24 protein-coding genes and 1 other RNA gene are annotated in these 22,615 nt (G+C 62.5%); 11 read left to right on the plus strand and 14 right to left on the minus strand.

All coding sequences use genetic code 11. From position 1 onward, the window contains the following. From WBQ77_RS05250 to murI, 5 genes are all read left to right on the plus strand, one after another. The coding region (locus WBQ77_RS05250; protein ID WP_424059247.1) for a pyrimidine 5'-nucleotidase at positions 1 to 720 on the plus strand (720 nt) is incomplete at its 5' end. A gap of 20 nt (positions 721 to 740) precedes the next feature. Next, positions 741 to 1,583 (plus strand): 2,3,4,5-tetrahydropyridine-2,6-dicarboxylate N-succinyltransferase, encoded by an 843-nt coding sequence (gene dapD, locus WBQ77_RS05255; RefSeq protein WP_424059249.1) that lies wholly within the window; start codon positions 741 to 743, stop codon positions 1,581 to 1,583. A 159-nt stretch (positions 1,584 to 1,742) separates the two neighbouring features. Further along, entirely contained in the window at positions 1,743 to 2,189 is a 447-nt protein-coding gene (locus WBQ77_RS05260; RefSeq protein ID WP_424042598.1) for a DUF805 domain-containing protein, read from the plus strand. Positions 2,190 to 2,346: 157 nt separating this feature from the next. Continuing rightward, positions 2,347 to 3,537 (plus strand): succinyl-diaminopimelate desuccinylase, encoded by a 1,191-nt coding sequence (dapE, locus tag WBQ77_RS05265; protein ID WP_424042597.1) that lies wholly within the window; start codon positions 2,347 to 2,349, stop codon positions 3,535 to 3,537. Beyond that, positions 3,527 to 4,357 (plus strand): glutamate racemase, encoded by an 831-nt coding sequence (murI, locus tag WBQ77_RS05270; protein WP_424059251.1) that lies wholly within the window; start codon positions 3,527 to 3,529, stop codon positions 4,355 to 4,357. Before dapE ends, murI begins: the two co-directional genes overlap by 11 nt. A 16-nt stretch (positions 4,358 to 4,373) precedes the next feature. On the opposite strand, the gene murJ is transcribed toward murI, so the two are convergent. The 4 genes from murJ to def are packed head-to-tail and all read right to left on the minus strand — an operon-like array spanning position 4,374 to position 8,300. Then, positions 4,374 to 6,008 carry a murein biosynthesis integral membrane protein MurJ gene (murJ, locus tag WBQ77_RS05275; protein WP_424059253.1) on the minus strand — a complete coding sequence of 545 codons (1,635 nt, stop codon included), beginning with the start codon at positions 6,006 to 6,008 and terminating at the stop codon, positions 4,374 to 4,376. Between the two features lie 41 nt (positions 6,009 to 6,049). Beyond that, complete coding sequence (gene truA, locus WBQ77_RS05280) at positions 6,050 to 6,787, minus strand: tRNA pseudouridine(38-40) synthase TruA (protein WP_424042594.1); 738 nt, start codon at positions 6,785 to 6,787, stop codon at positions 6,050 to 6,052. Positions 6,788 to 6,804: 17 nt separating this feature from the next. After that, positions 6,805 to 7,731 (minus strand): methionyl-tRNA formyltransferase, encoded by a 927-nt coding sequence (fmt, locus tag WBQ77_RS05285; RefSeq protein WP_424059255.1) that lies wholly within the window; start codon positions 7,729 to 7,731, stop codon positions 6,805 to 6,807. A gap of 50 nt (positions 7,732 to 7,781) precedes the next feature. After that, positions 7,782 to 8,300 (minus strand): peptide deformylase, encoded by a 519-nt coding sequence (gene def, locus WBQ77_RS05290; RefSeq protein WP_424059257.1) that lies wholly within the window; start codon positions 8,298 to 8,300, stop codon positions 7,782 to 7,784. A gap of 138 nt (positions 8,301 to 8,438) precedes the next feature. Here def and WBQ77_RS05295 point away from each other — a divergent pair, with 138 nt between their 5' ends. Both WBQ77_RS05295 and WBQ77_RS05300 read left to right on the plus strand, forming a co-directional pair. Beyond that, the gene (locus WBQ77_RS05295; protein WP_424042591.1) at positions 8,439 to 9,692 is read left to right on the plus strand and encodes a DNA recombination protein RmuC; all 1,254 of its coding nucleotides are present in this window, start codon (positions 8,439 to 8,441) and stop codon (positions 9,690 to 9,692) included. A gap of 34 nt (positions 9,693 to 9,726) precedes the next feature. Then, positions 9,727 to 10,209 carry an ion channel gene (locus WBQ77_RS05300; RefSeq protein WP_424059258.1) on the plus strand — a complete coding sequence of 161 codons (483 nt, stop codon included), beginning with the start codon at positions 9,727 to 9,729 and terminating at the stop codon, positions 10,207 to 10,209. Here the strand turns inward: WBQ77_RS05300 and WBQ77_RS05305 are convergent. From WBQ77_RS05305 to WBQ77_RS05320, 4 genes are read right to left on the minus strand one after another with little or no spacing between them, the layout of a single operon-like run. Further along, entirely contained in the window at positions 10,206 to 11,117 is a 912-nt protein-coding gene (locus tag WBQ77_RS05305; RefSeq protein WP_424042589.1) for a metal ABC transporter permease, read from the minus strand. The genes WBQ77_RS05300 and WBQ77_RS05305 overlap by 4 nt on opposite strands. Beyond that, positions 11,117 to 12,034 (minus strand): metal ABC transporter permease, encoded by a 918-nt coding sequence (locus tag WBQ77_RS05310; RefSeq protein ID WP_424042588.1) that lies wholly within the window; start codon positions 12,032 to 12,034, stop codon positions 11,117 to 11,119. Before WBQ77_RS05310 ends, WBQ77_RS05305 begins: the two co-directional genes overlap by 1 nt. Beyond that, entirely contained in the window at positions 12,031 to 12,945 is a 915-nt protein-coding gene (locus WBQ77_RS05315) for a manganese/iron ABC transporter ATP-binding protein (protein ID WP_424042587.1), read from the minus strand. The genes WBQ77_RS05310 and WBQ77_RS05315 overlap by 4 nt, the downstream gene beginning before the upstream one ends. Then, positions 12,932 to 13,825 (minus strand): metal ABC transporter substrate-binding protein, encoded by an 894-nt coding sequence (locus tag WBQ77_RS05320; protein WP_424059264.1) that lies wholly within the window; start codon positions 13,823 to 13,825, stop codon positions 12,932 to 12,934. Before WBQ77_RS05320 ends, WBQ77_RS05315 begins: the two co-directional genes overlap by 14 nt. Before the next feature lie 254 nt (positions 13,826 to 14,079). On the opposite strand from WBQ77_RS05320, the gene WBQ77_RS05325 reads away from it, so the two are divergent. Together WBQ77_RS05325 and WBQ77_RS05330 are read left to right on the plus strand one after the other, a co-directional pair. Next, positions 14,080 to 15,405, plus strand: a complete 1,326-nt coding sequence (locus tag WBQ77_RS05325) for an AmpG family muropeptide MFS transporter (RefSeq protein WP_424042586.1) — start codon at positions 14,080 to 14,082, stop codon at positions 15,403 to 15,405. After that, positions 15,405 to 15,635 carry a hypothetical protein gene (locus WBQ77_RS05330; protein WP_424042585.1) on the plus strand — a complete coding sequence of 77 codons (231 nt, stop codon included), beginning with the start codon at positions 15,405 to 15,407 and terminating at the stop codon, positions 15,633 to 15,635. Before WBQ77_RS05325 ends, WBQ77_RS05330 begins: the two co-directional genes overlap by 1 nt. Positions 15,636 to 15,637: 2 nt before the next feature. Here WBQ77_RS05330 and recR read toward each other — a convergent pair whose 3' ends face one another. The 4 genes from recR to ffs form a co-directional block, all read right to left on the minus strand. Further along, entirely contained in the window at positions 15,638 to 16,252 is a 615-nt protein-coding gene (gene recR, locus WBQ77_RS05335) for a recombination mediator RecR (RefSeq protein WP_424042584.1), read from the minus strand. 450 nt (positions 16,253 to 16,702) lie between these two features. Then, positions 16,703 to 17,023 carry a YbaB/EbfC family nucleoid-associated protein gene (locus tag WBQ77_RS05340; protein ID WP_424042583.1) on the minus strand — a complete coding sequence of 107 codons (321 nt, stop codon included), beginning with the start codon at positions 17,021 to 17,023 and terminating at the stop codon, positions 16,703 to 16,705. Positions 17,024 to 17,073: 50 nt separating this feature from the next. Beyond that, positions 17,074 to 18,963, minus strand: coding sequence for a DNA polymerase III subunit gamma/tau (locus WBQ77_RS05345; protein WP_424059260.1), 1,890 nt, complete (start codon positions 18,961 to 18,963; stop codon positions 17,074 to 17,076). 95 nt (positions 18,964 to 19,058) lie between these two features. After that, positions 19,059 to 19,159: signal recognition particle sRNA small type (gene ffs, locus WBQ77_RS05350), an RNA gene on the minus strand. Positions 19,160 to 19,260: 101 nt separating this feature from the next. Here ffs and WBQ77_RS05355 point away from each other — a divergent pair. Then, on the plus strand, positions 19,261 to 19,593 hold the full coding sequence (locus tag WBQ77_RS05355) for a PAS domain-containing protein (RefSeq protein ID WP_424042581.1): 333 nt from the start codon (positions 19,261 to 19,263) through the stop codon (positions 19,591 to 19,593). A gap of 203 nt (positions 19,594 to 19,796) precedes the next feature. Here WBQ77_RS05355 and WBQ77_RS05360 read toward each other — a convergent pair whose 3' ends face one another. Both WBQ77_RS05360 and WBQ77_RS05365 read right to left on the minus strand, forming a co-directional pair. Beyond that, positions 19,797 to 20,654, minus strand: coding sequence for a prephenate dehydratase (locus tag WBQ77_RS05360; protein ID WP_424042580.1), 858 nt, complete (start codon positions 20,652 to 20,654; stop codon positions 19,797 to 19,799). Positions 20,655 to 20,704: 50 nt separating this feature from the next. After that, positions 20,705 to 21,442 carry a 3-deoxy-manno-octulosonate cytidylyltransferase gene (locus WBQ77_RS05365; protein ID WP_424042579.1) on the minus strand — a complete coding sequence of 246 codons (738 nt, stop codon included), beginning with the start codon at positions 21,440 to 21,442 and terminating at the stop codon, positions 20,705 to 20,707. A gap of 157 nt (positions 21,443 to 21,599) precedes the next feature. Here WBQ77_RS05365 and WBQ77_RS05370 point away from each other — a divergent pair. Next, positions 21,600 to 22,615, plus strand: a 1,016-nt coding sequence (locus WBQ77_RS05370) for a c-type cytochrome (RefSeq protein ID WP_424059262.1), incomplete at its 3' end; no start/stop codon positions are given.

Consider the following 22,615-nt stretch of genomic DNA (forward strand, 5'->3'; position numbering starts at 1 on the left):
ACCTGGGTGTTCGACCTCGACAACACGCTCTACCCGGCCGAGTGCGATCTGTTCGCTCAGATCGACCACCGCATGGGAACGTTCATCGCCGAGACGCTGGACCTCTCGCTCGACGACGCGCACGCGCTGCGCAAGCGCTACTATTTCGAGCACGGCACGACACTGGCTGGCCTCATCTGCCAGCACGGCGTCAAGCCGGACGACTTTCTCGACTACGTCCACGACATTGATCTCGACGTGGTCGCGCAATCGCCGGAACTCGGCGCCGCCATCGATGCGCTGCCGGGCCGGAAACTGGTGTTCACCAATGGCTGCCGCAAGCATGCCGAACGTGTCACGGCGAAACTCGGCGTGCTTGATCGGTTCGAAGACATTTTTGATATTCACGCGCTCGAATATCTGAACCCGAAACCCTCGCGCGAAGGGTTCGACCGCTTCGTCGCCACCCATGGAATCGCCGGCCAAAAGACCGCTATTTTCGATGACCTGCCGAATAATCTTGAGACTGCGCACGCGCTCGGCATGACGACGGTCTGGATCGACTGCCGGGCGATGGGCCGACCCGAACATGTTGCGGGAGAGGACTGGACCGAACTGCCCGACCATATTCACCATCGCACGGAGGCGCTCGCGCCATTCATCGCCGCCATCGGGGCTGCGCTCGCGGAAGCTGCGGAAGGCCCTGCCTCTTCAGCCCGCGCGCGCCTCGCAATGACCTGAGAGAGTTCTGGGAGAGTTTCATGTCGCACGACCATCTGAAGAATTTCATCGACGGCGCCTTCGAACATGCCTCCGACATCAACTCGGACACCAAGGGCGTCGTGCGTGACGGTGTCGAGGAGGTCCTGGACCTGCTTGACAAAGGCGAGCTGCGGGTCGCGGAAAAGGTCAACGGTGACTGGGTCGTGAATCAATGGGTGAAGAAGGCCATCCTGCTCTCATTCAAGCTGAACGAACAGAAGCGGATGGACGGCGGTCCCAATGGCTCGTCCTGGTGGGACAAGGTGCCGGTGAAGTTCGAGAAGTGGAAGGCCAAGGACTTTAAGGAGGCCGGCTTCCGGGCCGTCCCCGGCTGCATCGTGCGCCATTCGGCCTTTGTCGCGCCCGGCGTAGTGCTCATGCCCTGCTTCCTCAATCTGGGTGCCTATGTGGATAGCGGCTCGATGATCGACACCTGGGCCACGGTCGGCTCGTGCGCGCAGATCGGCAAGAACGTGCATCTTTCCGGCGGCGCAGGCATTGGCGGCGTGCTCGAGCCGTTGCAGGCCAACCCCGTGATTATCGAGGACAATTGCTTTATCGGCGCACGCGCCGAAGTGGCAGAAGGGGTCATCGTGGGCGAAGGCTCTGTGCTTTCCATGGGCGTCTATATCGGCCAGTCCACCAAGATCATCGATCGGGCCACGGGCTTCGTGCACCAGGGCCGCGTGCCTCCATACTCCGTGGTGGTCTCCGGCTCCATGCCGGGCAAGCCGCTGCCGGACGGGACGCCCGGCCCCTCACTCTATTGCGCCGTGATCGTGAAGACCGTCGACGAGCAGACCCGCTCGAAGACTTCTATCAACGAGCTCCTGAGGGCCTAAAATACGACCTGAGACGCCGCTGACTACTGACGGCCTCGGCCGAGATCGACGCGCGACCCTGCGGTTTAATGAGGCTAGGATCGAATTGTGCTCTTCGCAATGTTACGATTCGGCTCTAAAAGTTGAAACTTGCGTCAGGGGCAGACCAAGGGGGGAACAATGGATCTGCAGTACATCTTCACGTCGCTGGAGGGCCGCATCAACCGCGCCAAATGGTGGGCCGGTGTGGTGATCCTTGGCGTCATCAGCATCGTGTTCGGGGTTCTGATCGAGGTGATCTTCGGGACGGGCTTCTTCGGTGGCCTGCTGGCAACCCTGATCGCCCTTGCCCTGTTCTTCCCCAGCTATGCGGTGTGCGCGAAGCGCTTCCAGGACCGGAACAAGCCCGGCAAGATGGCGCTATACGGCCTGGTTCCATCCCTGATCGCGAGCCTCCTCGACGGGTGGGGATTGACTGGGACGCCCGATCAACTCAACGCGCTCGGCTGGATTGGCGTTCTGGTCAATCTCGGTGTTCTGCTGTGGTTCTTGATCGAGCTCGGCATCCTCAAGGGAACGCCGGGATCCAACCAGTATGGCGGCGACCCGCTGGCGGCCCTCACCTAGCCCGCGCCATGATGCTCTAAGCCCGCACCGTCCTGGCCCTCGTGTGCGCGGAGCCTCTTTTTGCGCGGTTCCCCCTGCTTGCCATTGGGCTGGCACGCCGTCATGTTCTGGAGCCGCGCCCGAGATGGGCGCCTTCCAAGATCTAAGGACCCCTTTTATGTCAACGCCCGCCGAGAACGCGGTCGCAATCGCCCAAAGCTTGATCCGGTGCCCCAGCATCACGCCGCTGGACGCAGGCGCCTTGGACGCGCTCGCCGCGCCCCTATCTGCGGCGGGCTTTGCGTGCGAACGGCTGACTTTTAGCGAGGGCGGCACGCCGGACGTGGACAATCTCGTGGCGCGCATCGGCGCCGGCGCACCGCATCTGTGTTTCGCGGGCCATACGGATGTCGTCCCGCCAGGCGACGAGAGCCTGTGGAGCCACTCCCCTTTCACCGCCGACATCGCCGACGGGCTCCTTTTTGGACGCGGCGCCTCGGATATGAAGGGCGCGATTGCCTGCTTCGCCGCGGCCGCGATCGATTTTGTTGCCGAACGGAACGGCGAGGTAGGCGGCACAATCAGCTTTCTCATCACGGGCGACGAAGAAGGCCCCGCGCTTAACGGAACAAAGAAGGTGCTGGTTTGGATGGAGGAGGCCGGCCTTATCCCCAATCATTGCCTCGTAGGCGAGCCCTCCAACGCCACGGCGCTTGGCGAGGTCATCAAGATCGGACGGCGCGGGAGCCTGACCGGTCATCTCACCGTGGCCGGACAGCAAGGCCATGTGGCCTATCCTCATCTTGCCTCTAATCCCGTGAAGGGCATCGTCTCGGTGCTGGCAATGCTCTACGACACGCCGCTCGATACGGGCAGCACCCATTTCTCGCCCTCCAATCTGGAAGTGACGAGCATCGATGTGGGCAATCCAGCCACCAATGTCATTCCGGCCCACGCAGAAGCCCGCTTCAATATACGCTTCAACGACAACCATGAGGCCGACGCGCTGAAGGCCATGCTGACGGACAGTATCGGCGCGGCGCTTCAGCACACGGAACTCACATTCACGTTGGAGTTCGCTCCCCACGGCGATGCGTTCCTCACCAAGCCCGGCGCGCTCGATACGCTGCTTGCCGAGGCCGTGGCAGAGTTCACCGGCAAGACACCGGCCCTGTCGACGGGCGGTGGCACGTCGGATGCCCGCTTTATCAAGGACTATTGTCCCGTGGTTGAGTTCGGGCTGACGACACAGACCATTCATAAGAGCGACGAGAATGCCGCGCTTGCCGATATCGAAACGCTCACCGCGATCTACCGCCGGTTCATTGACCGCTATTTCGAGACCTTTGGGGACACCGATGAAGGGTGACCCGCGTCCCATCGGCGTGTTCGATTCGGGCATGGGCGGGCTGACCGTGCTGCGGGCGCTCGCCGCCCAATTGCCGGACGAGCACTTCGTCTATCTCGGCGATACGGCACGGCTGCCTTACGGCACCAAGAGCCCCGACACCGTGCGCGCCTATGCGCTGCAGGCTACGCACCTGCTCCTCAGCGAGGACGTAAAGATGGTGGTGATTGCCTGCAACACGGCCTCGGCCGTGGCGCTCGAAGCGCTGCGCGATGCGCTCGCACCTGTCCCCGTGATCGGCGTGATCGAACCGGGCGCCCGCGCCGGCGTCGCGGCCACGCGCAACAAACGCATCGCCGTGCTGGCGACCGAGAGCACTGTCAAAGGCGCGGCGTACGCACATGCCATCCACCAGCTCATGGCGGATGCCCAGGTAGTGCAGCTAGCCTGCCAGGTATTCGTCGCGCTCGCCGAGGAAGGCTGGGCGGATACGCGTGCGACGACGGCCGCGGTCGAGGACTATCTCGAACCGCTCTTCGCGCCCGCCGATGCGCCCGATACGCTGGTCCTGGGCTGCACGCACTTTCCGGTTCTGGCGGCGGCCATTCAGCGCCATGTGGGCGCCGAGACCACACTCGTGGATTCGGCGGAGACGACTGCGGGGGCCGTCGCCGAAGCACTCGCGGCCTCCGCCCTGCACGCGGACACTGGAGGTGGGCCGCGGACGATCCGCTTCTTCGCCACGGACTCGCCCGAGCGTTTTGCCCGTATCGGCGCTATCTTCTTCGGAAGCGCGATCGAGGACGGCACCGTGACGCTGGTGGATTTGAAAATGGCCTAAGCGCCTTGCGCCCCAGCTAAATCCTCGGCGGTGGTTCGGAGTCGGGCATGCTTTCCGAATCGTCGGTGGGGTCCTCGATCAGCTCCGTGGCATCCGGCGGCGGCAAATCGGCCTCGCGCTCGATTTCTTTCATTAGCCCCGCGAACCAGCCGCGCCCCAGAACGGCAAGGACAGCCGCGAAATAGATGATGCCGCCCACCACGACGAGAATCCCCAGCGTGGTCTCGTCGCGGAAGAACGTCATCGAGGAGAGTGCGCTTCGGAGCCCGAGGGCGCCAAAATAGAGCGCGACGGCGAACGCGATGCCAACTGCGGCCAACTTCGCGACCGTCCCGCCAATAGCCGCGCCCGACACGGCAAAGCCCTGGCGCCGGGCGAGAAACGCCAGAAGACAAAGATTGATCCAAGCGCCGACGCTCGTCGCGAGCGCCAGGCCGACTTGGGCAAGCGGTCCCATCAGCACGACCTTGAGCGCAATGTTCACGAGCGCGGCGAGTAACGCGGCCTTGACGGGTGTCGCCGTATCGCCCCGCGCATAGAACGGCGCGGTGAAACTTCTGAGCAAAACAAAGGGAATGAGGCCGAGCGAATAGGCGGCGAGCGTGTGTCCGGCCGCTAGGGCGTCCGCGTTGGTGAAGGCGCCACGGGCGAAGAGCGCCCGCATGATAAGATCGGGTATGGCCACGGCCGCCGCTGCACACGGGAGGGTCAACAAGAGCGCCAGTTGAATGCCGCGCGCCTGGGCGTTGGCCGCACCGGCCGTGTCGCCCGCCGCGAGCCGGCGTGACATTTCTGGCAAGAGCACCGTCCCCACCGCAATTCCCACAACGCCGATGGGCAACTGATTGATGCGGTCCGCATAGTAGAGGGCGGACAAAGAGCCGGCCGGTAGGAAGGACGCGATGACCGTGTCGGCGAAGAGCGCAAGCTGCACGCCGCCCGCGCCGATTATCGCCGGTCCCAGCGCCTTCAAAAATCGCCGTGTCGGCTCGTCCAGCTTGGGCCTGCGGAGGCGGATGCCGTAGCCATGCATCTCCGCGTCGCCGCCCACCAAGAGAACCATCGCGACGCCCGCGATCAGCACACCCCAGGCGGCGGCATGGCCCGCGCTTTCGAAATAGGGTGTCAGCGCCAGCGTGGCGATCAGCGAGACATTGAGCAGAATGGAGGCGCCCGCTGCCGATGCAAACCGGTTGTTGGCATTGAGGATGCCCGCGAACAGCGTCTCCAGCGACACAAGCGCGAGATAGGGAAACGTGATCCGTGTGAGCGCCACGGCCAGATCGAAGCGCTCCGGATCGTCGGACAAACCCGGCGCCAGCAGCGCGACCACGTCCGGCGTGAACAGAAGCGCGATCGCCAGCAAGAAAAGATTGATCGCAATCAGGGCAGCCGCGACCTGGTCGGCGAACAGCTTGGCGGCGGGGAGTCCCGCTTTTTCCAGCGTGTGGGCATAGGCCGGCACGAAGGCAGCTGCGAAAGCCCCTTCGGCGAAAATCGCGCGAAAATGGTTGGGCAGGCGGAAGGCGACGAAGAATGCATCAGCAACGGGCCCGGCGCCGAGAATGGCAGCCATCACCACGTCGCGAATGAATCCCGAGAGGCGCGAAACGAGCGTCAGCCCGCCAACCGTGGCAATGCGCCTGATCATTAATGCACTTCCCCTCGCCCGCTTCAGCTGTCGCTAGAGGCTTAATAGTCAACCTGGACTAGGTAAAGGCCGCAGGCCGGCGCCACGGGACCACAGGCACCACGGTCGCATGCCAGAAGGGCCTGCTCCAAATCGCCCTTAGTCCAGCGTCCTTCGCCGACGCATTTCAACGACCCGACCATGGAGCGCACCTGATTATGCAGGAAGGAGCGCGCGGACGCTTCGATGCGGATGATCTCGCCATGCCGCGACACGTCTAGCCGGTCGAGCGTTTTCTCAGGCGACGCCGCCTGGCATTCAGAAGACCGGAAAGTCGTGAAATCGTGATGGCCGAGCAGGCTCTGGGCGGCCGCGTGCATCGACTCCGCATCGATCGGTTTGTAGACGCCCCAGGCCCTGCTGCGTTCGAGCGCCAAAGGCGGGCGGCGATCGACGATGCGATAAAGATAGTGGCGCGCCTTAGCCGAGAAGCGCGCATCGAAGCTCTCGGCAACTTTCTCGCAATCAAGCACCGAGATCGGATCGGGGCGGACCTGGGCATTCAGCGCATCGCGCACCTTTGCCGCGTCCCAATCTTTCGCAAGATCGAGATGGGCGATCTGTCCCGTGGCATGGACGCCCGCATCCGTGCGCCCGGCCCCGCGCGGGATCATAGCTTCGCCGGAGAACGCCTCGACGGCCTCAGCAAGCCGTCCTTGGACGGACATCTGCCCGCCCTGGACCTGCCAGCCCACGAAGGGGGTGCCGTCATATTCCAAGGTGAGTTTGTACCGGGGCATTGCTTGTCGCGCCTGCTTTAGAGAAGCCTGCTGCTGGGCGGTAACTCGACGCCACGCAAGAAGGCGTCCGCCAGCATGGGTTTCTTGCCTGCGCGCTGGACCCGGGTCAGGCGCACGGCGCCGTCGCCACACGCAACCGTCAAGCGGTCGTCCAGCAGCGTGCCTGGCGCGCCGCGCGCCTTTTCGAGCGTCGAACCCTGAACTTTCACGCGCTCGGCCGTGCCGTTCTGCACGATCTGAAACCAGGCGCCGGGATAGGGCGACAACCCGCGAACGTGGTCGTGCACCTCTTGCGCGGGCAGCGCCCAGTCGATGCGGGTTTCCTCGTTCGTCAGCTTCGCCGCATAGGTCGCCGCTTCGTCGTCCTGCGCCACGCAATGCAGCGTGCCTTGCCCCAGAGAGAAAAGTGCTTCCACCATCAGCTCCGCCCCGAGAGCCGACAGCGCATCGTGCAGTTCACCTGCCGTCATGTCGGCTTCGATCGTGAGCCGTTCCATCAGGCAGACCGGCCCCTCATCGAGGCCTTCCGTCACCCGCATGATGGACACGCCGGATTCCACATCGCCCGCCATGATCGCGCGATTGATCGGCGCGGCCCCCCGCCAGCGGGGTAAGAGGGACGCATGGATGTTGAAAACGCCGCGCCGCGTTCCGTTCAGAACCGCCGCGGGCAAAATGAGGCCATAGGCGACGATCACGGCGGCGTCCGCCTCAAGCGCGGCAAAGCGCTTCTGTTCGGCCGGGCTCTTGAGGCCGGCCGGCACGCTCACGGGCAAGCCCAGCGCCTCTGCTTCCGCCTGAACTGGCGATTTGCGCAAGGCCATGCCGCGGCCTGCGGGCCGGGGCGGCTGCGAATAGACAGCCGCAATCTCATGCCCCGCCTTGGCGATGGAAAGCAGAGCCGGAACGGCGAAATCCGGCGTGCCCATGAAGATGATCCGCATGGGCCGGTCTTAGGCCGGTTCGATGAGCAAGGGAAGCCGCTTCGTGGGCGTCAGATTGCCGTTGCGCGCTTCTGCTTGGTGAATTTCCGCACAATCATGTCGCGCTTCAGACGGGACAGATAGTCGATGAACAAGACACCGTTGAGATGGTCGACCTCGTGCTGGACGATCGTGGACAGGATCCCGTCGATCTCCGACTCTTGCGGCTTGCCCTCACGATCCAGAAAGGCCACGCGCGTCAGCGCCGGGCGTTCCACCTCGGCGGTGACGTCGGGGATCGACAGGCATCCCTCTTCTTGAATACGCATCTCCTCGGAGCGATCCAAAATGACGGGGTTCGCCATGACGAGCGGGGCGGGTTCTTCGTCGTCGCGGGCCGGATCCATGACGATCACCCGGCGCGAAATGCCGATCTGGGGCGCGGCGAGGCCCACGCCCGGCGCGTCGTACATCGTCGCCAGCATATCGTCCATCAGCTTGCGCAGATCATCGTCCACGAGCTCGACGGGCTCGGCCGTCTCTCGTAGCACTGATTCAGGGATGGTGAGGATGGGATAGATGGAAGTCATGACTGACGCTGACATAAGCAGCCGAAGCGTTCGGGTCAATGCGGCCTGTCGATGCCGAGGCGTCTAGCGCCATCCGGGATGCTCGCCCGCATGTTCTGGTTTTGGTCTAGCTTCCCGAATCAGCCTATAGCTACGCTGATGGTTCTGGAGCCCCTGCAAATTGGGACGATGACAGTCGACCCTGTCCTGGTCGGCCTCGTGCTCGCCGGATTGGCCGTGCTCGCGCTCCTCCTGCTGGCTGTTGTGCTGATCGTCCATCTCAGCCGACGCAAAGAGGACGCCGCCGCGCAGGATCACCAACTCGGCGAAATGCGAGTCCGGCTCCAGACGCTCGCGGAAATCAGCGTCTCACGCCATGGCGAATTGGCGCGCGCGGTAAACGAACGCCTGGACCGCATGACCCACAAGGTGGGGACCGACCTCAACGAGAGTTCCCGCAAGACACACGAGACAATGTCGCGCCTCAACGAACGGCTGGCGGTCATCGATACGGCGCAGAAGAACCTGACCGAACTCTCAAGCAACATGGTCAGCCTGCAGGAGATCCTGGCCAACAAACAGGCGCGCGGCGCGTTCGGACAGATGCGCATGGAGGCCATTATCAAAGACGGCTTGCCCGCAGGCGCCTACACGTTCCAGGCGACGCTCTCCAACAACAAGCGGCCGGACTGTCTCCTGCATATGCCGAACACACCTGCGGGGCTGGTGATCGATGCCAAGTTTCCGCTAGAGGGATTCGAGGCCTTCCGCGCAGCCCGCACCGAAGACGAGAAGAAATACGCCGCACGGCGCATCCGCACCGACGTGGGCGAACATATCAAGGCAATGGCGGAGAAGTACTTCATCGCCGGCGAAACGCAGGATACGGCCATTCTGTTCGTCCCTTCTGAATCAATCTCGGCGGATTTGGCGGAGCACTTCCCCGATATCCTGCAAAAGGCCTATCGCGCGCGCATCGTCATTTGTGCGCCGAACATGCTGATGCTTGCGGTGCAGACCATGCAGGCCATCCTCAAGGACGTGCAGATGCGCGAGCAGGCCCATTTGATCCAACGCGAAGTCGCAACGCTCATGGAGGACATGGGCCGGTTCCGCGACCGGGTCCTCGACTTGCAGCGGCACTTCGGCCAGGCCAATGCAGATATCGACAAGATCCTCACCTCGGCGGACAAGATCACCAAGCGTGGCCAGAAGATCGAGCACCTGGATTTTGAGGAAGAGGCCAAAGCCGCGCCCGCGCCAAAAAACGGCACGCCCGTAACTCAGCACGCGCCAGATGTGACGCAGGCCAGCGCGGCGGCGGCTTCACAGTCCAAGCCGCAAGGGCCGGCGCGGAACCCAAGCAAAGGACCGCGCATTATCCGGCAACCAGACCTTTTGGCGGGCGAATAACGTCTTAGAAACACAAAAAAGGGGGGAACCGACCATGGAATCCGCAGCGGCCGATTCAATGTGGATCTCAACGATGAATGTGTCGATGCTCGACCAAGTCGCGGTCGGAAGCGGCGCGAGCCTCGTTAATCTGGTCGTTCATGCGATCCTGGTTGGCGCGATCGCCGCCACCCTCCGGGACCTTGCCGATACGGACACGTCTTTCCCGGGATTTGTGCAATACACGCTCGTGATCGTCGCAACCGGCACGCTGCTGGTGATCGGCCATTTCGGCGAATGCGTGATCTGGGCCTATACCTATAAATGGGTTGGCGCCGTCCCTGAGAATACCGACCTGATCTATTTCGCATTCGGCAATTATACGACGCTCGGCTATGGCGACGTGGTGCCCGTGCCGGAATGGCATTTGCTTGGCCCGATGACCGCCCTCAACGGCGTCATGCTGATCGGCTGGTCGACAGCGCTCGTCTACGACATGCTACATCGCTCGGTCCGCACGCCCAAGCAGCAGGGTTAAGGCGCATCCAGGCTGCGAGCGTCCGCGCCAGAGGCATTCTTTGGCGCCTCGTCCCCGGCAGTTCTCCCAATCAGCCTACCGATAGGCCATAGCCCGCGCTTCGGCGAGAACAGAAACACCATGAAGAAGACGAAGGCTTGCACCAGCACGATGCAGGCGCCGGTCGCGCCGTCGATGTGGAAGCTGATGAGGGTCCCAAGCGCGGCCGAGCTACAGGCCACCACAACGGCAATAACGAGCATGCGTTCGAAACGGTCGGTGAGGATGTAGGCTGTGGCGCCCGGCGCGATCAGCATAGCTATCACGAGGATGATGCCGACGGCCTGGATCGAGCTGACGATGGTAAGCGACAGCAGCACCAAGAGCCCGTAGTGCAAGAGGTTTACCGGCAATCCGATGGCACGCGCATGGCTCGGATCGAAACAATAGAGCAGGAGATCACGGCGCTTGGCGAGCACGACCAGAAGCGTGCCGCCGGCGACGATCGCCGTTTCGACCAAGTCGGCGGTGGTGACGCCAAGCACGTTTCCGAACAGGATGTGATTGAGGTGCTGATCGGTCTCGACCTTGGTGAAGAGCACGAGCCCGAAGCCGAACATGCCTGAGAACACGATGCCCATCACCGTGTCTTCCTTAACGCGGCTATTGTACTTCAGATAGCCCGTCATCAGCGCGCAGGCGAGACCGGCCACGAACGCGCCGACCGCCAGCGGGATCCCGAGGACGAAGGCGATCACAATGCCCGGCAGCACGGCGTGCGAGATCGCATCGCCCATCAGCGACCAGCCTTTCAGCACGAGATAGCAGGACAACACGGCGCAGACCGCGGCGACAAGAAGCGCCATGCCGAGCGCACGCTGCATGAAGTCGTAGGCGAATGGCTCGATGAAGAATGCGATTGGGTCCATCAGGCGGTCTCCCGAACGGTGTCGCCATCCTGAAACACGCGGTCCCTGCGCAGACTGTCCTCCTTCACCACGCGGGCCTTGCGGCGCGCGGCGATCACGCCATGCTTCGGTGCGAAGTAGAAGGCCGCGAGGAACAGCAGCGTTTGTAGAGTCACGATGACACCGCCGGTTGCGCCGTCGATGAAGTAGCTGAGATAGGCGCCGACGAAGCTGGTGAACATTCCGATAGCAACCGCGATTGCGATAAGCCGGTCGAAGCGATCAGTCAGGAGGTAGGCCGTGGCGCCCGGCGTTACCACCAGCGCAATTACGAGACACGCCCCAACGGTCTGCAGTGCAGCCACCGTGCACGCGCTGAGGAGCGTAAAGAAGACGATCTTCAACGTCCGCGTCTTGAGGCCGATGCTCCGCGCATAGGTCTCGTCGAAAAACGTGACCATCAGATCCTTCCAGATGAACAGCAAGACCGCGAAGGAGATAGCCGCGATGACGACGACCTGCATCGCGTCCTCATCGGGGATGGCGAGAATGTTGCCCAGCACGATGGTTTGGATCGAAACGGAGGTCGGGTGCAGCGAGGCCATGAGCAGGCCGAGCGCGAACAGTGTCGTGAACACGAGACCGATCGTGGCGTCTTCGCGCAATCGCGAGTGTTGTTTCACGAACGCCATGCCAAGCGCCGCCAGAATGCCGGCGAAGAAGGCGCCCGCGGCAAAGGGCGCGCCGATGATGTATGCGCCGGCGACCCCGGGCACGATAGAATGGCCGAGCGCATCGCCCATCAATGACCAGCCTTTCAGCATGAGATAGCAGGACAAGAAGGCGCAGACCGCGCCGACAAGTGCGCTGACCCACATGGCCTTCCACATGTAGTCGTAGGAGAACGGCACAATGAGTTCGGCCAGGAAGTCGCTCATTCCGCGCCATCCCGATCGCGTTTCTCGTCTTTCTCTTTGCTCTTCTTAACGCCATAGAACACCAGCGGCCGCTCGTCGTCTGTGATGACGTTGAGGCTGCGAGCGTCATCGTCTTCGTGGAGCGCATGTCCGCTGAGTTCGAAATTGCGCAGCACACCGCCGAACGTGCGCTCCAGATTTTCTTGGGTAAAAGTCTCGGCTGTCGGGCCCGCGGCAAGCACCGTCCGATCGAGCAACACGACCTGATCGCAGAAGTCGGGCACGCTGCCGAGATTATGCGTCGAGACAAGAATCAAGCAACCGGCGTCGCGTAACTCGCGCAGCAGCTCGATAATCGCGGCCTCAGTCATTACGTCGATGCCGGTAAACGGTTCGTCGAGCAGGATGATGCGCCCCTCTTGGGCCAGGGCGCGGGCCAGGAACACACGCTTCTTCTGGCCACCGGAAAGCTCGCCGATCTGCCGCGTGCGATATTCGCTCATGTTCACACGCTCCAAGGCCTCGTCGACCTGGCGGCGATCTTCCTTGGACGGAATGCGAAACAGATTCATGTGTCCGTAGCGGCCCATCATGACGACATCTTCGACCAGCACAGGAAAGTTCCAGTCGACGTCCTCGCTCTGGGGCACATAGGCAATGATATTTTGCGATACCGCCTTCTCGACCGGCAAACCGCACAAGCGCACTTGGCCGGCGGAGGGCGTAACAAAACCCATGATCGCTTTGAAGATGGTCGACTTGCCACTGCCGTTCACCCCTACAAGGGCGCAGATCGTGCCCGGGCCAAGTTCGAACGAGGCGTCGCGCACGGCCGTGAACCCATTGGGATAGGTGACGCTGACATCTTGGACGGCGATACTTGCAGGCCTCGCCAGCGTGTCGGAACGGGTCAGAGAATCAAGACGGCTCATCGGCATTCTCAAACCCCTTTGCGACTGTGTCGACCGTGACGCTAAGGAGGTCGAGATAGGTGGGAACGGGACCGCCCTGCTTGCTAAGTGAGTCCACGTAGAGAACCCCGCCATAGGACGCACCACTTTCCTTGGCGACTTGCTTTGCCGCGTGGTCCGAGACGGTACTTTCGGAAAACACGACCGGTATGCGGTTCGACTTTACAAGCTCGATGACACTTCGGACTTGCTGCGGCGTGCCCTGCTGATCCGCATTGATCGGCCAAAGATAAGCCTCGCGCATGTTGTAGTCCCGAGCAAGATAAGAAAACGCGCCCTCGGATGTCACGAGCCAGCGCTGCTCTTCGGGGATCGCCTCGAGCCTTTCGCGAAGCGGCGCATCCATCGCCTTGATCTTGTCCGCGTATGCCGCCGCGTTGGTGTTGTAGACCTCAGTGTTTCCTGGGTCGTATTTCACGAGCGCCTTGCGGATGTTCTCAACGTATTGGAGCGCGCTTGCGGGCGACATCCAGGCATGCGGATTGGGTTTGCCGTTATATGGACCTTCCGTGATGCCCATGGGCTCGATCCCATCGCTCACGACGACGCTGGGCACGTCCTTGATGTTTTGAAAGAATTTCTCGAACCAGCGCTCCAGGTTGAAGCCATTCCATAGGACAAGATCCGCGTCCTGAGCTTTGACGATGTCGCCCGGCGTGGGCTGGTAGTCGTGAATCTCCGCGCCGGGCTTGGTGATCGATTCGACCACGGCCGCATCGCCGGCGACGTTCTGGGCGATGTCCTGAATCACGGTGAAGGTCGTCACCACGCGGAATTTGTCGTTCGCGGCATCATCGCCCTTCGAAGCCGACTCCTGATCCCCACAGCTGGCAAGCCCCACCAATGCCAATACAGCCAATGCTGCGATCAATCCCTGGAACTGCCCAGCCAAACGCGCTGTCACCTGACGCCTCCTCGATCCAGTGAACCATCCTATTGCGATGCAGCATAGCGTCAGTTGCAAATCATTCGCAAGTGGGAACTTAAAGCTCACCGTGATCTTGGGCAGCGTTTGGCCTTTTCGAGGGGTGCATTTCACGGGACAAGCGGGCGCGAAGCGATGACGGATGGGCGGCCGGCTGGTAAGAACGACCTATGACGTCCACCGAGGGAACCCCTAAACAATCCGACATTGCGGACGTTCGCCGCAACTGGACCGAGATCCTGTTCACCAGGAAGATGCTGGCCTGTATTTTCCTGGGCTTCAGCTCGGGCATGCCGCTGTTCGTGCTGGTGTCCCTGGTGCCGGCCTGGCTGCGCGACAACGGCGTAGATCTTGCCACGATCGGGTTGTTTGCCCTGGTCGGGCTGCCGTATACCTGGAAGTTCCTGTGGTCCCCCGTGATGGACCGGTTCAAGCTGCCCTTCTTAGGACGCCGCCGCGGCTGGGCCTTACTGACCCAAGCGCTACTGCTCGTCTCGATCGGCCTCTTGGGTCACTTCAATCCAGCGACCTCGCTCCAAGCGATCGTTTGGCTTGTCTTTGCCGTCGCCTTGTTCAGCGCCAGCCAGGACATCGTCATCGACGCTTACCGGCGGGAGTTGCTGGCCGACGACGAACTCGGGACGGGAACGTCGTTTTGGATCAACGCGTACCGTTTGTCCGGTCTGGTGCCGGGCTCTCTGGCTTTGATCCTGGCCGACCATCTGCCGTGGTCCACGGTGTTCTGGATCACCGCGGCCTTCATGCTGATCGGCATCGTGACCACCTTGCTGATCAAGGAGGAGAGCGACGACGAATTGGCGCCGCATACTTTGCGGGAAGCGGTGATTGATCCGTTCGTGGAGTTCTTCAGCCGCGACGGCATCAAAGCCGGGCTCGCGATTCTCGCCTTCCTGTTCCTCTATAAGCTCGGGGACAACATGGCGACGGCGCTGGCCACGCCCTTCTACCTCGACATGGGGTACACTAAGACCGAGATCGGCAGCGTAGCCAAATTCGCCGGTCTGTGGGCCGTGCTCGCCGGCGCGACGATCGGCGGCATCGTCATGCTCAAGGTGAGCATCAACCGCGCACTGTGGATGTTCGGCTTCGTGCAACTCCTCACCATCGTTCCCTATATCTGGCTGAGCCAGGCCGGACACTCGCTGGCGGGCTTGTTCGTCGTCGTCAGCGGCGAGTACCTCGCCGTCGGCCTCGGCACGGTCGCACTGACGGCCTTCATGGCCCGGGAAACCAGCAAAGCCTTCACCGCCACCCAATTCGCCCTGTTCTCAAGTCTCATTGCCGTTCCGCGGACAGTGGCCAACGCAACGACGGGTTTCATCGTCGAAGCCGTGGGCTGGACCCATTTCTTCGTCATCTGTGTTCTCCTGGCGATTCCCGGCATGCTGATGTTGCTGAAAGTGGCGCCCTGGAATGCGGAAGACCAAGACCCGGATGACGCGGAGCTTGTGGAGGCGCAAGAGGAAACCAGCTAATGAGCGACGGCGGGCGCCATCTGTGGATCGTCGGCGTGTTTGGCGCCGCAACCCTAGGGCTGTTCGCCAGGATCTGGGTCGGCGGGGAGATCGAGTCGGATATTCACTGGGACATACCCGCAAAGGCTGACCTGCCGGCCAAATGCTGGCAGAAGATCGGCGCCGAAGGCCAGAGAATGCTCCGCGAAATTGAGGGCGGCGGTGCGCCCGCTCCTGCCCAGACTCGGTAAATTCAAAGACCGCCCATCGACTTCCGCGCCTTAACGGCGGCGGCGAGCGTGCCTTCGTCCAGATAGTCGAGTTCGCCGCCAATGGGCACGCCTTGCGCGAGGCGCGAGACCGAGACTTGGCAGTCCGCGAGTTGGTCGGTTAGGTAATGGGCCGTGGACTGCCCTTCGACGGTTGCATTGAGAGCAAGCAGGACTTCGGTCACTTCGCTCTTGCCCGCCCGCTCGATCAGCATCGGGATGTTGAGATCGTCGGGGCCGACCCCATCGAGTGGCGACAGCGTTCCGCCCAGCACGTGATAGAGCCCGTTCACGACCGCCGCCCGCTCCAGCGCCCACAGATCGCCCACCTCCTCCACGACGCAGATCAGGGAGCGGTCGCGGGTTGCGTCCTGGCAGAGCGTGCACGGACTTTGCGTATCGATATTGCCGCAAGTCTCGCAGGTGAGAATCGTGTCGCGGGTCTCTGCCAGCGCCACGGCCAGCGGGTCGAGCAGTTGCTCCTTCTTCTTCACCAGATGCAGCGCCGCGCGCCGGGCCGAACGAGGTCCGAGCCCCGGCAGGCGCGCCAGGAGCTGAATCAGCCGCTCGATCTCGGGACCAGCCGCCGCGCGCGCCATGGACCGCATCCTCCTAAAGAACTCTGGACCCCGCGAGGGTCGCTCCACGTATTGGAAACCGGCGTGGCATGGGCCAAAACGCCGACGACACGGCCCAGCTTAGCTGAGTCGTGCCGTCGATCTAGATCGGAGATAAACGCAAACGCAGGTGACGCGTTCACGGACGTCTGCTGCTAGGCGGCTTTCTCGAAGTCCTTCTGCTCGAGATATTGCAGGAGGGCCTCCGGTGCGACTTTCGCGGGTGCCCTTGAGGAGCTGAGCCAAGGCTGCGCTGTGGCACGACGTCCAATGGGGCCGCGCGGGTCTCGGCCGTCCGTCCCATCGACGGTTATGGTCCGTTCAAAACCGGGATGGTTCGATCATGCACCAGGCAGCGCAGCATGGCGGAGGTGCGCCGCAGCATGCGATATAGTGCGCCGTCTCCCTGACGCGACGGCGCGGTCTGTGTAGCTAGAAGAGTTTGAAGCCGGGCGGGATCGGCAAGCCGCCGGTGAGCGCGGACATTTTTTCCTTCATGGCCTCTTCGACCTTCAGCTTCGCATCGGCATGGGCGGCGACAATGAGATCCTCTAGAATCTCGGCCTCCTCCGGCTTCAGCATCGACGGATCGATGGTGACCCCTTTCATTTCGCCCTTGCCGTTCAGGGTGACGATCACCATCCCGGCGCCGGCCCGGCCGTCGCAGGTCAAGGCCTCCATCTCGGCCTGCATGTCCTGCATGCGGCCTTGCAGCTCCTGCGCCTGCTTCATCATCTGCGTGAAGTTTTTCATCGCGTTCCCATTTCGTCGCGTTTCGATATCTGAACGTCGTTCGGCCAGCCTTAGTTGTTTCCACCCTTCTTAAGGAGGTCCGCGTCCCCGGAGTCGTGCGCATCACCAAGGTCGTCCGGGGCGTTGTCGGCTGCTGCCGGATCTGGTGCCGCCACGCGAACGTCTTTAATTATCGCACCCGGAAAGTGCCGCCGCATTTCTTGAACGGCCGGATGAGCCTCAAGCGCCTCGATTTCACGGGCACCGGCCGCCCGGCGCTGGGCGCCCAACGGCTGCGCGCCTTCCTGATCGCTCGTCGAGACGATCCACACTCGCCCGGTCCAGGTTTTGAGTTTCCGCATCAACTCCTGCAACAGGTCGGGTGCCGCGAGGGGGAGCGGGTTGAGTGCGATATCGCCCGGCTTAAAGTGTACGAGCCGCACCTGCTCCATCAGAGCATTTTTCAGCTTCAGGTCACGCTTTGCATCCGCGAGCGCCACCACATCGGCGAAGCTTTGCGGCAGGGGATGCTCCGGCGCGGGCCCAGCGTCAGGCTCCAGATTTGGCGCCTCCGCCAGCCCTGGGGGGGCTGGGTTCTCGCTTTCGGCTACGGGAGGCTCATCGCGCTGGCCGTGCACGCTCGCAGTCGTGGGCACCTCGGCGGCCGAGGGGCCCACCTCTGCCGATGGTGCAGCCGCCGCAGGAGAGGCATCGGCCGAACTCGTCTCGGCGCGCGGGGTCTCCTTTGCCGACTCGCGTTCGCCGCTGGTATTGCGCGCAACCTCGCCGGGCGGCGGCAGGTCGCCCACATAGGCCAGCCGGATCAGCACCATGTCCGCGGCGGCGAGCGGCCGGGGGCTGCTGCGTACTTCGTCATGGCCCTTGAGCAGCATCTGCCAGGCACGCGCCAGCACGGGCATCGACAGGCGCCTCGCAAGGTCTTCGATGCGGCCGCGCTCCGCTTCGGCTGCAGCCGGGTCTATACTGCCAGCCCCTGCGGCCTTCGCGACCGTGACCGCGTGTACTGCGTCGGCGAGGTCAGTGATTACTTGGCCGGGCTCGGCGCCATCGCGGTTGAGCTGGTCAAGAACAGTGAGCGCCCCGCCCGCATCGCCCTTTAGCACTATCTCAAGCAAATCGAAGATGCGCCCGCGGTCGGCAAGGCCTAGAAGCTCTCGAATGGTGGCTGCCTCGATCTGGCCGGACCCGAAGGCGATGGCGCGGTCGAGGATGGAGAGCGCATCGCGCACCGATCCCTCGCCGGCCCGCGCAATCAGCGACAACGCCGCCGGTTCCGCCTGCGTGCCCTCTTCCTTGGCGATGCGCGCAAGGTGGCCCGTAAGCGTCTCGATACCGATCCGTTTCAGATCGAAGCGCTGGCAGCGCGACAGCACCGTAACCGGTACTTTGCGGACTTCGGTGGTGGCGAAGATGAATTTCACATGCTCGGGCGGCTCCTCGAGCGTCTTCAACAGGCCGTTAAAGGCCTGCTTGGAGAGCATGTGCACCTCATCGATGATGTAGACCTTGTAGCGCGCCGAGTTGGGCTTGTAGTGGGCGCTTTCGATCAGATCGCGAATGTCGTCGATGCCTGTATGGGACGCCGCGTCCATTTCGATCACGTCGAGATGCCGTCCCTCCAGGATGGCCCGGCAGTGGACACCCTCTTGTTCGATATCGATCGCGGCGCCCTCGCCATTCGGCCCTTCATAGTTGAGCGCCCGGGCCACCAACCGCGCTGTGGTTGTCTTGCCCACGCCGCGTACGCCCGTGAGCATGTAAGCCTGGGCAATGCGGCCCGAGGCGAAGGCATTGCGCAAGGTGCGCACTAGCGGGTCCTGGCCGATGAGCTCGGCAAACACTTGCGGCCGGTATTTGCGCGCGAGGGCCGCGTGCCTCGCTGCCGCATTTTGGGTCGGGTGCTGGGTCTGATTTTCGGACATCGAGAACGGAGCACTCACGCCTTGGCTTCGATAGAAGCCGGCTCTTCAACGACGGGAAGCAGAATCGCCGCCCCCAAGGAGTTTACGCGACGCATAGAGAAGACGCATGGGAAAGGTGGGAGGCTGGACAATCAACCCGCGAAACGCTCGTTAGGGCTGCTTCCTTCCGGACCTGACCCGGTTGGCGAGGCACGCGCCTGCCGCCAACCTCCCTGGCCCATATATCGGCGAAGGCGGGGCTTGTGGCAAGCACACCCAGCACCAATCTGAAAGATTGTCGCATTTGCGCCCTAGATGGTCAGACAGGAGGACCGCGTGCAACGCAGCCAGCTCGAAGTCTTCGACGCGATGCCGTTTCTCTTTTGGGCGAAAGACGCGGACGGCCGCTACATTTGGGGCAATCGGACCATCAACGCCTTCGCCAGGCAGGACGTGGCCGGAAAGACCGATGACGAGCTCCTTTGGGCGGACAACGCCGATGCCCTCAGGACGGACGATCGCGAGGTCTTGCGGACCGGCGAACCCATCTTCCGGCACGAGTATGTCGACCAATCCGAGAAGGGCAAAGCGACTTTGAGCGTCTGCAAGTTCCCCGGCGAGCTCGATGGCGCGCGCTGCGTCATGGGCGTATCCTTCGTCATCTACTAGGATCCCAACCGCCATGACCTCCAATACTGCAGGCGTGAATGTTCACTCCTTCACCGATATAGGCGGCGCGGTGGACTTGTAGCCCTATGTCGCGGACGTCGAGATCTTCGACGCGATCCCACAGCTCCAAGAGTTGAAGGCGCTGGCGCGGAACTTCGCAACCATCGGCTACTATCTCTTCGCCGCCAAGGTCTGGCTCCCTCTTACGCCTTTAAGGTCCGCCGGAAGGGGCTCGCCGGATAGGTGCCGAGCAGCGTGATCTCGCTCGTGTAGAAGTCGAGTTCCTCAAGGGCGAGTTGCACGGGCCGCGCATCGGGGTGTCCTTCGACGTCAGCATAGAACATGGTCGCGTTGAACGAACCCTCCAACTGGTAGGACTCCAGCTTCGTCATGTTCACCCCATTCGTTGCGAAGCCGCCCAGACCTTTGTAGAGGGCCGCTGGCACATTGCGCACGCGGAACACAAAGGTGGTGATGACAGGCCCGTCCTTGGCCTTGGTCTTTACTGGCTTGGCGGACAGGACCACAAACCGTGTCGTGTTGTGAGCCGCGTCCTCGACGTCCTTTTTGGCTATCCGCAACCCATAGATTTGCGCGGCGAGCTTCGAGGCGATCGCACCTCGCGTCGGATCGGCCGCCTCGCTGACGCGCCGCGCCGCGCCAGCAGTATCGGCCTCGGTCACTGGCGTGAGCTTTAAGTCGGCGATGACCTTCCTGCACTGGCCGAGCGCCATGATGTGGCTATGGACGGATTTGAGGCCGGCCAGCTTGGCACCGGGCAATGTCAGCAACTGATGCCGGATGCGCTCGAAATGCTCTCCAATGATGTAGAGATCCGAATGGGGCAGCAGATGATGAATATCGGCCACACGTCCCGCCACCGAGTTTTCGATGGGGATCATGGCGAGCTTCGCTGCGCCCGCCTTCACGGCAGCCAGCGCGTCTTCAAAGGTCGCGCATGGCAGGGCCTCCATGTCAGGATAGGCATCGTTCGCCGCCAGATGCGAATTGGCTCCGGGCTCCCCCTGGAAGGCGATTCTGTTCGGGCGCTTTCTAGCCATCGCTGTGTTGACTTCGTTGCTGGTGGATCGGGCGGGACAGACGGAAATTCCTAATAGGTTTCAAGAATTTCGCGCGCCCGCGTGAGGTCGGCGGGAGTATCGACACCGAGCGGAACCGTGTCAACGAGGCCGACATGAAGGCGCATGCCCGCTTCGAGCGCGCGGAGCTGTTCAAGTTTCTCCCGCGTCTCGAGCGGTGAGGGACGCAAGCCGACGAAGCACTCCAGCGCAGCGCGGCGATAGGCGTAAAGCCCGATGTGATGATACAGCGGCCCCTCGCCATAAGGCGCCGTTGCACGGGTGAAGTAGAGTGCATTGAGGATGCCGCCGCGTGCGAGCGGCGTTCCGACCACCTTTACGACATTGGGATTGGCGCGCTCCTCGGCGCGTACGATCTCGGCCGCGATCGTACCGATGTCGGCACCGCCTTCTTCGAGAGCCTCGACGCATTTGCGGACCAACGCAGGCTCGAGCGTCGGCAGATCGCCTTGCAGGTTGATGACCACATCGAAAGTACGGTCCGGGTCGGCTTCCTGCAGAGCCTCGTGAATTCGGTCGGACCCGCTCGCATGGTCAATCCGGGTGAGGACCGACTCGCCTCCGGCGCTGGCGACGGCGTCCTGGACGGCTGGCGAATCGGTTGCGACCAAAACCGGGCCGCATTGCGCCTCGATAGCGCGCCGCCATACGTGAACAATCATGGGCTCGCCTGCGATCTCCGCCAGCGGCTTGTCCGGCAGACGGGTTGCAGCAAGCCGCGCAGGAATGACGACTATAGATTTTGTCATTTGTTCCCGTTTGTTAGCGTTGAAATGTGCTTGGCAGTAGTGTCGCTGGATGCGCTGATTCTCTCAGTTGCAACAATCCGCAGCCCCTTATAGTGTCAGCCAGCGTCGCAAGAGCTATTCTGAAATAGCCTTTTTTCCTGCCGGGGGGATATCGCATATGAAACACTACTACTTGAACAAAGTCGCCATGGCCGTGCTATTGGCGCTGCTGTTGTTCTTTGGCACGCGAACACTCATCGATATCATCTATGAGGAAGACCTTCCGGCGACGCCGGGCTACGAGGTTGCTGGTGCTGAGGAAGAACTCGTTCACGGAGACAAGAAGAAAGACGGCCCCGACAAGGGCGCTGAATTCATTGCCGCGCTGAATAAGGCCGACCCCGCCAAAGGCGAGCAAGGCGTCGGGCTCTGCAAGGTTTGCCACAGTTTCGAAAAGGGCGGCCCGAACATGATCGGTCCGGGCCTCTACGGTGTGGTCGGGCACGAGATCGCCGCGCACGAAGGTTTCAAATACAGCGCCGCTCTCAAGGATCATGGCGGCGAGTGGACCTTCGAGAGCATGGATGCCTGGCTCGAGAACCCGGCGGGATTTGCGGCTGGGACTAGCATGGCTTTCCCAGGCATCAAGGACCTGCAGAAAAGGGCGGACGTGATAGCCTATCTAAACCAGAACAGCGACAACCCACTGCCCATTCCAGAACCCAAGGCAGCACCGGCCGCCGATGAGAAAGCCGAGGACGCGGCCGGGGAGAGCGGCAAGCCCGAAGTACTTGCACTCCTCGCCGAAGCCGATCCGGCCAAGGGCGAGCAGGCCTCCGCACTCTGCAAGGTTTGCCATACGTTCGACGCGGGCGGTGCCAGCATGGTCGGGCCGAATCTCCACAATGTGGTTGGCGCCGACGTCGGGCATGTTGAGGGCTTTAACTACTCCGCCGCGCTCAAGGACAAGGGCGGCGCCTGGACGTATGAGCGTCTGGACGAGTGGCTCAAGAACCCGCAGGCCTTCGCACCCGGCACGACGATGGCTTTTCCGGGCATTCCTGATGCGAAGAAGCGCGCGAATGTGATCGCCTTCCTCCGCAGCCACACGGAAAACCCGCCAGAGCTGCCAGCCGGGGACGCCGAGGCCGCACCGGCCGAGGACGCCGCCACGGCCGAAGAAGAGACGAAGGC

It is taken from the genome of Methyloceanibacter sp. (assembly GCF_049590335.1).
Taxonomy (GTDB): Bacteria; Pseudomonadota; Alphaproteobacteria; order Rhizobiales; family Methyloligellaceae; genus Methyloceanibacter.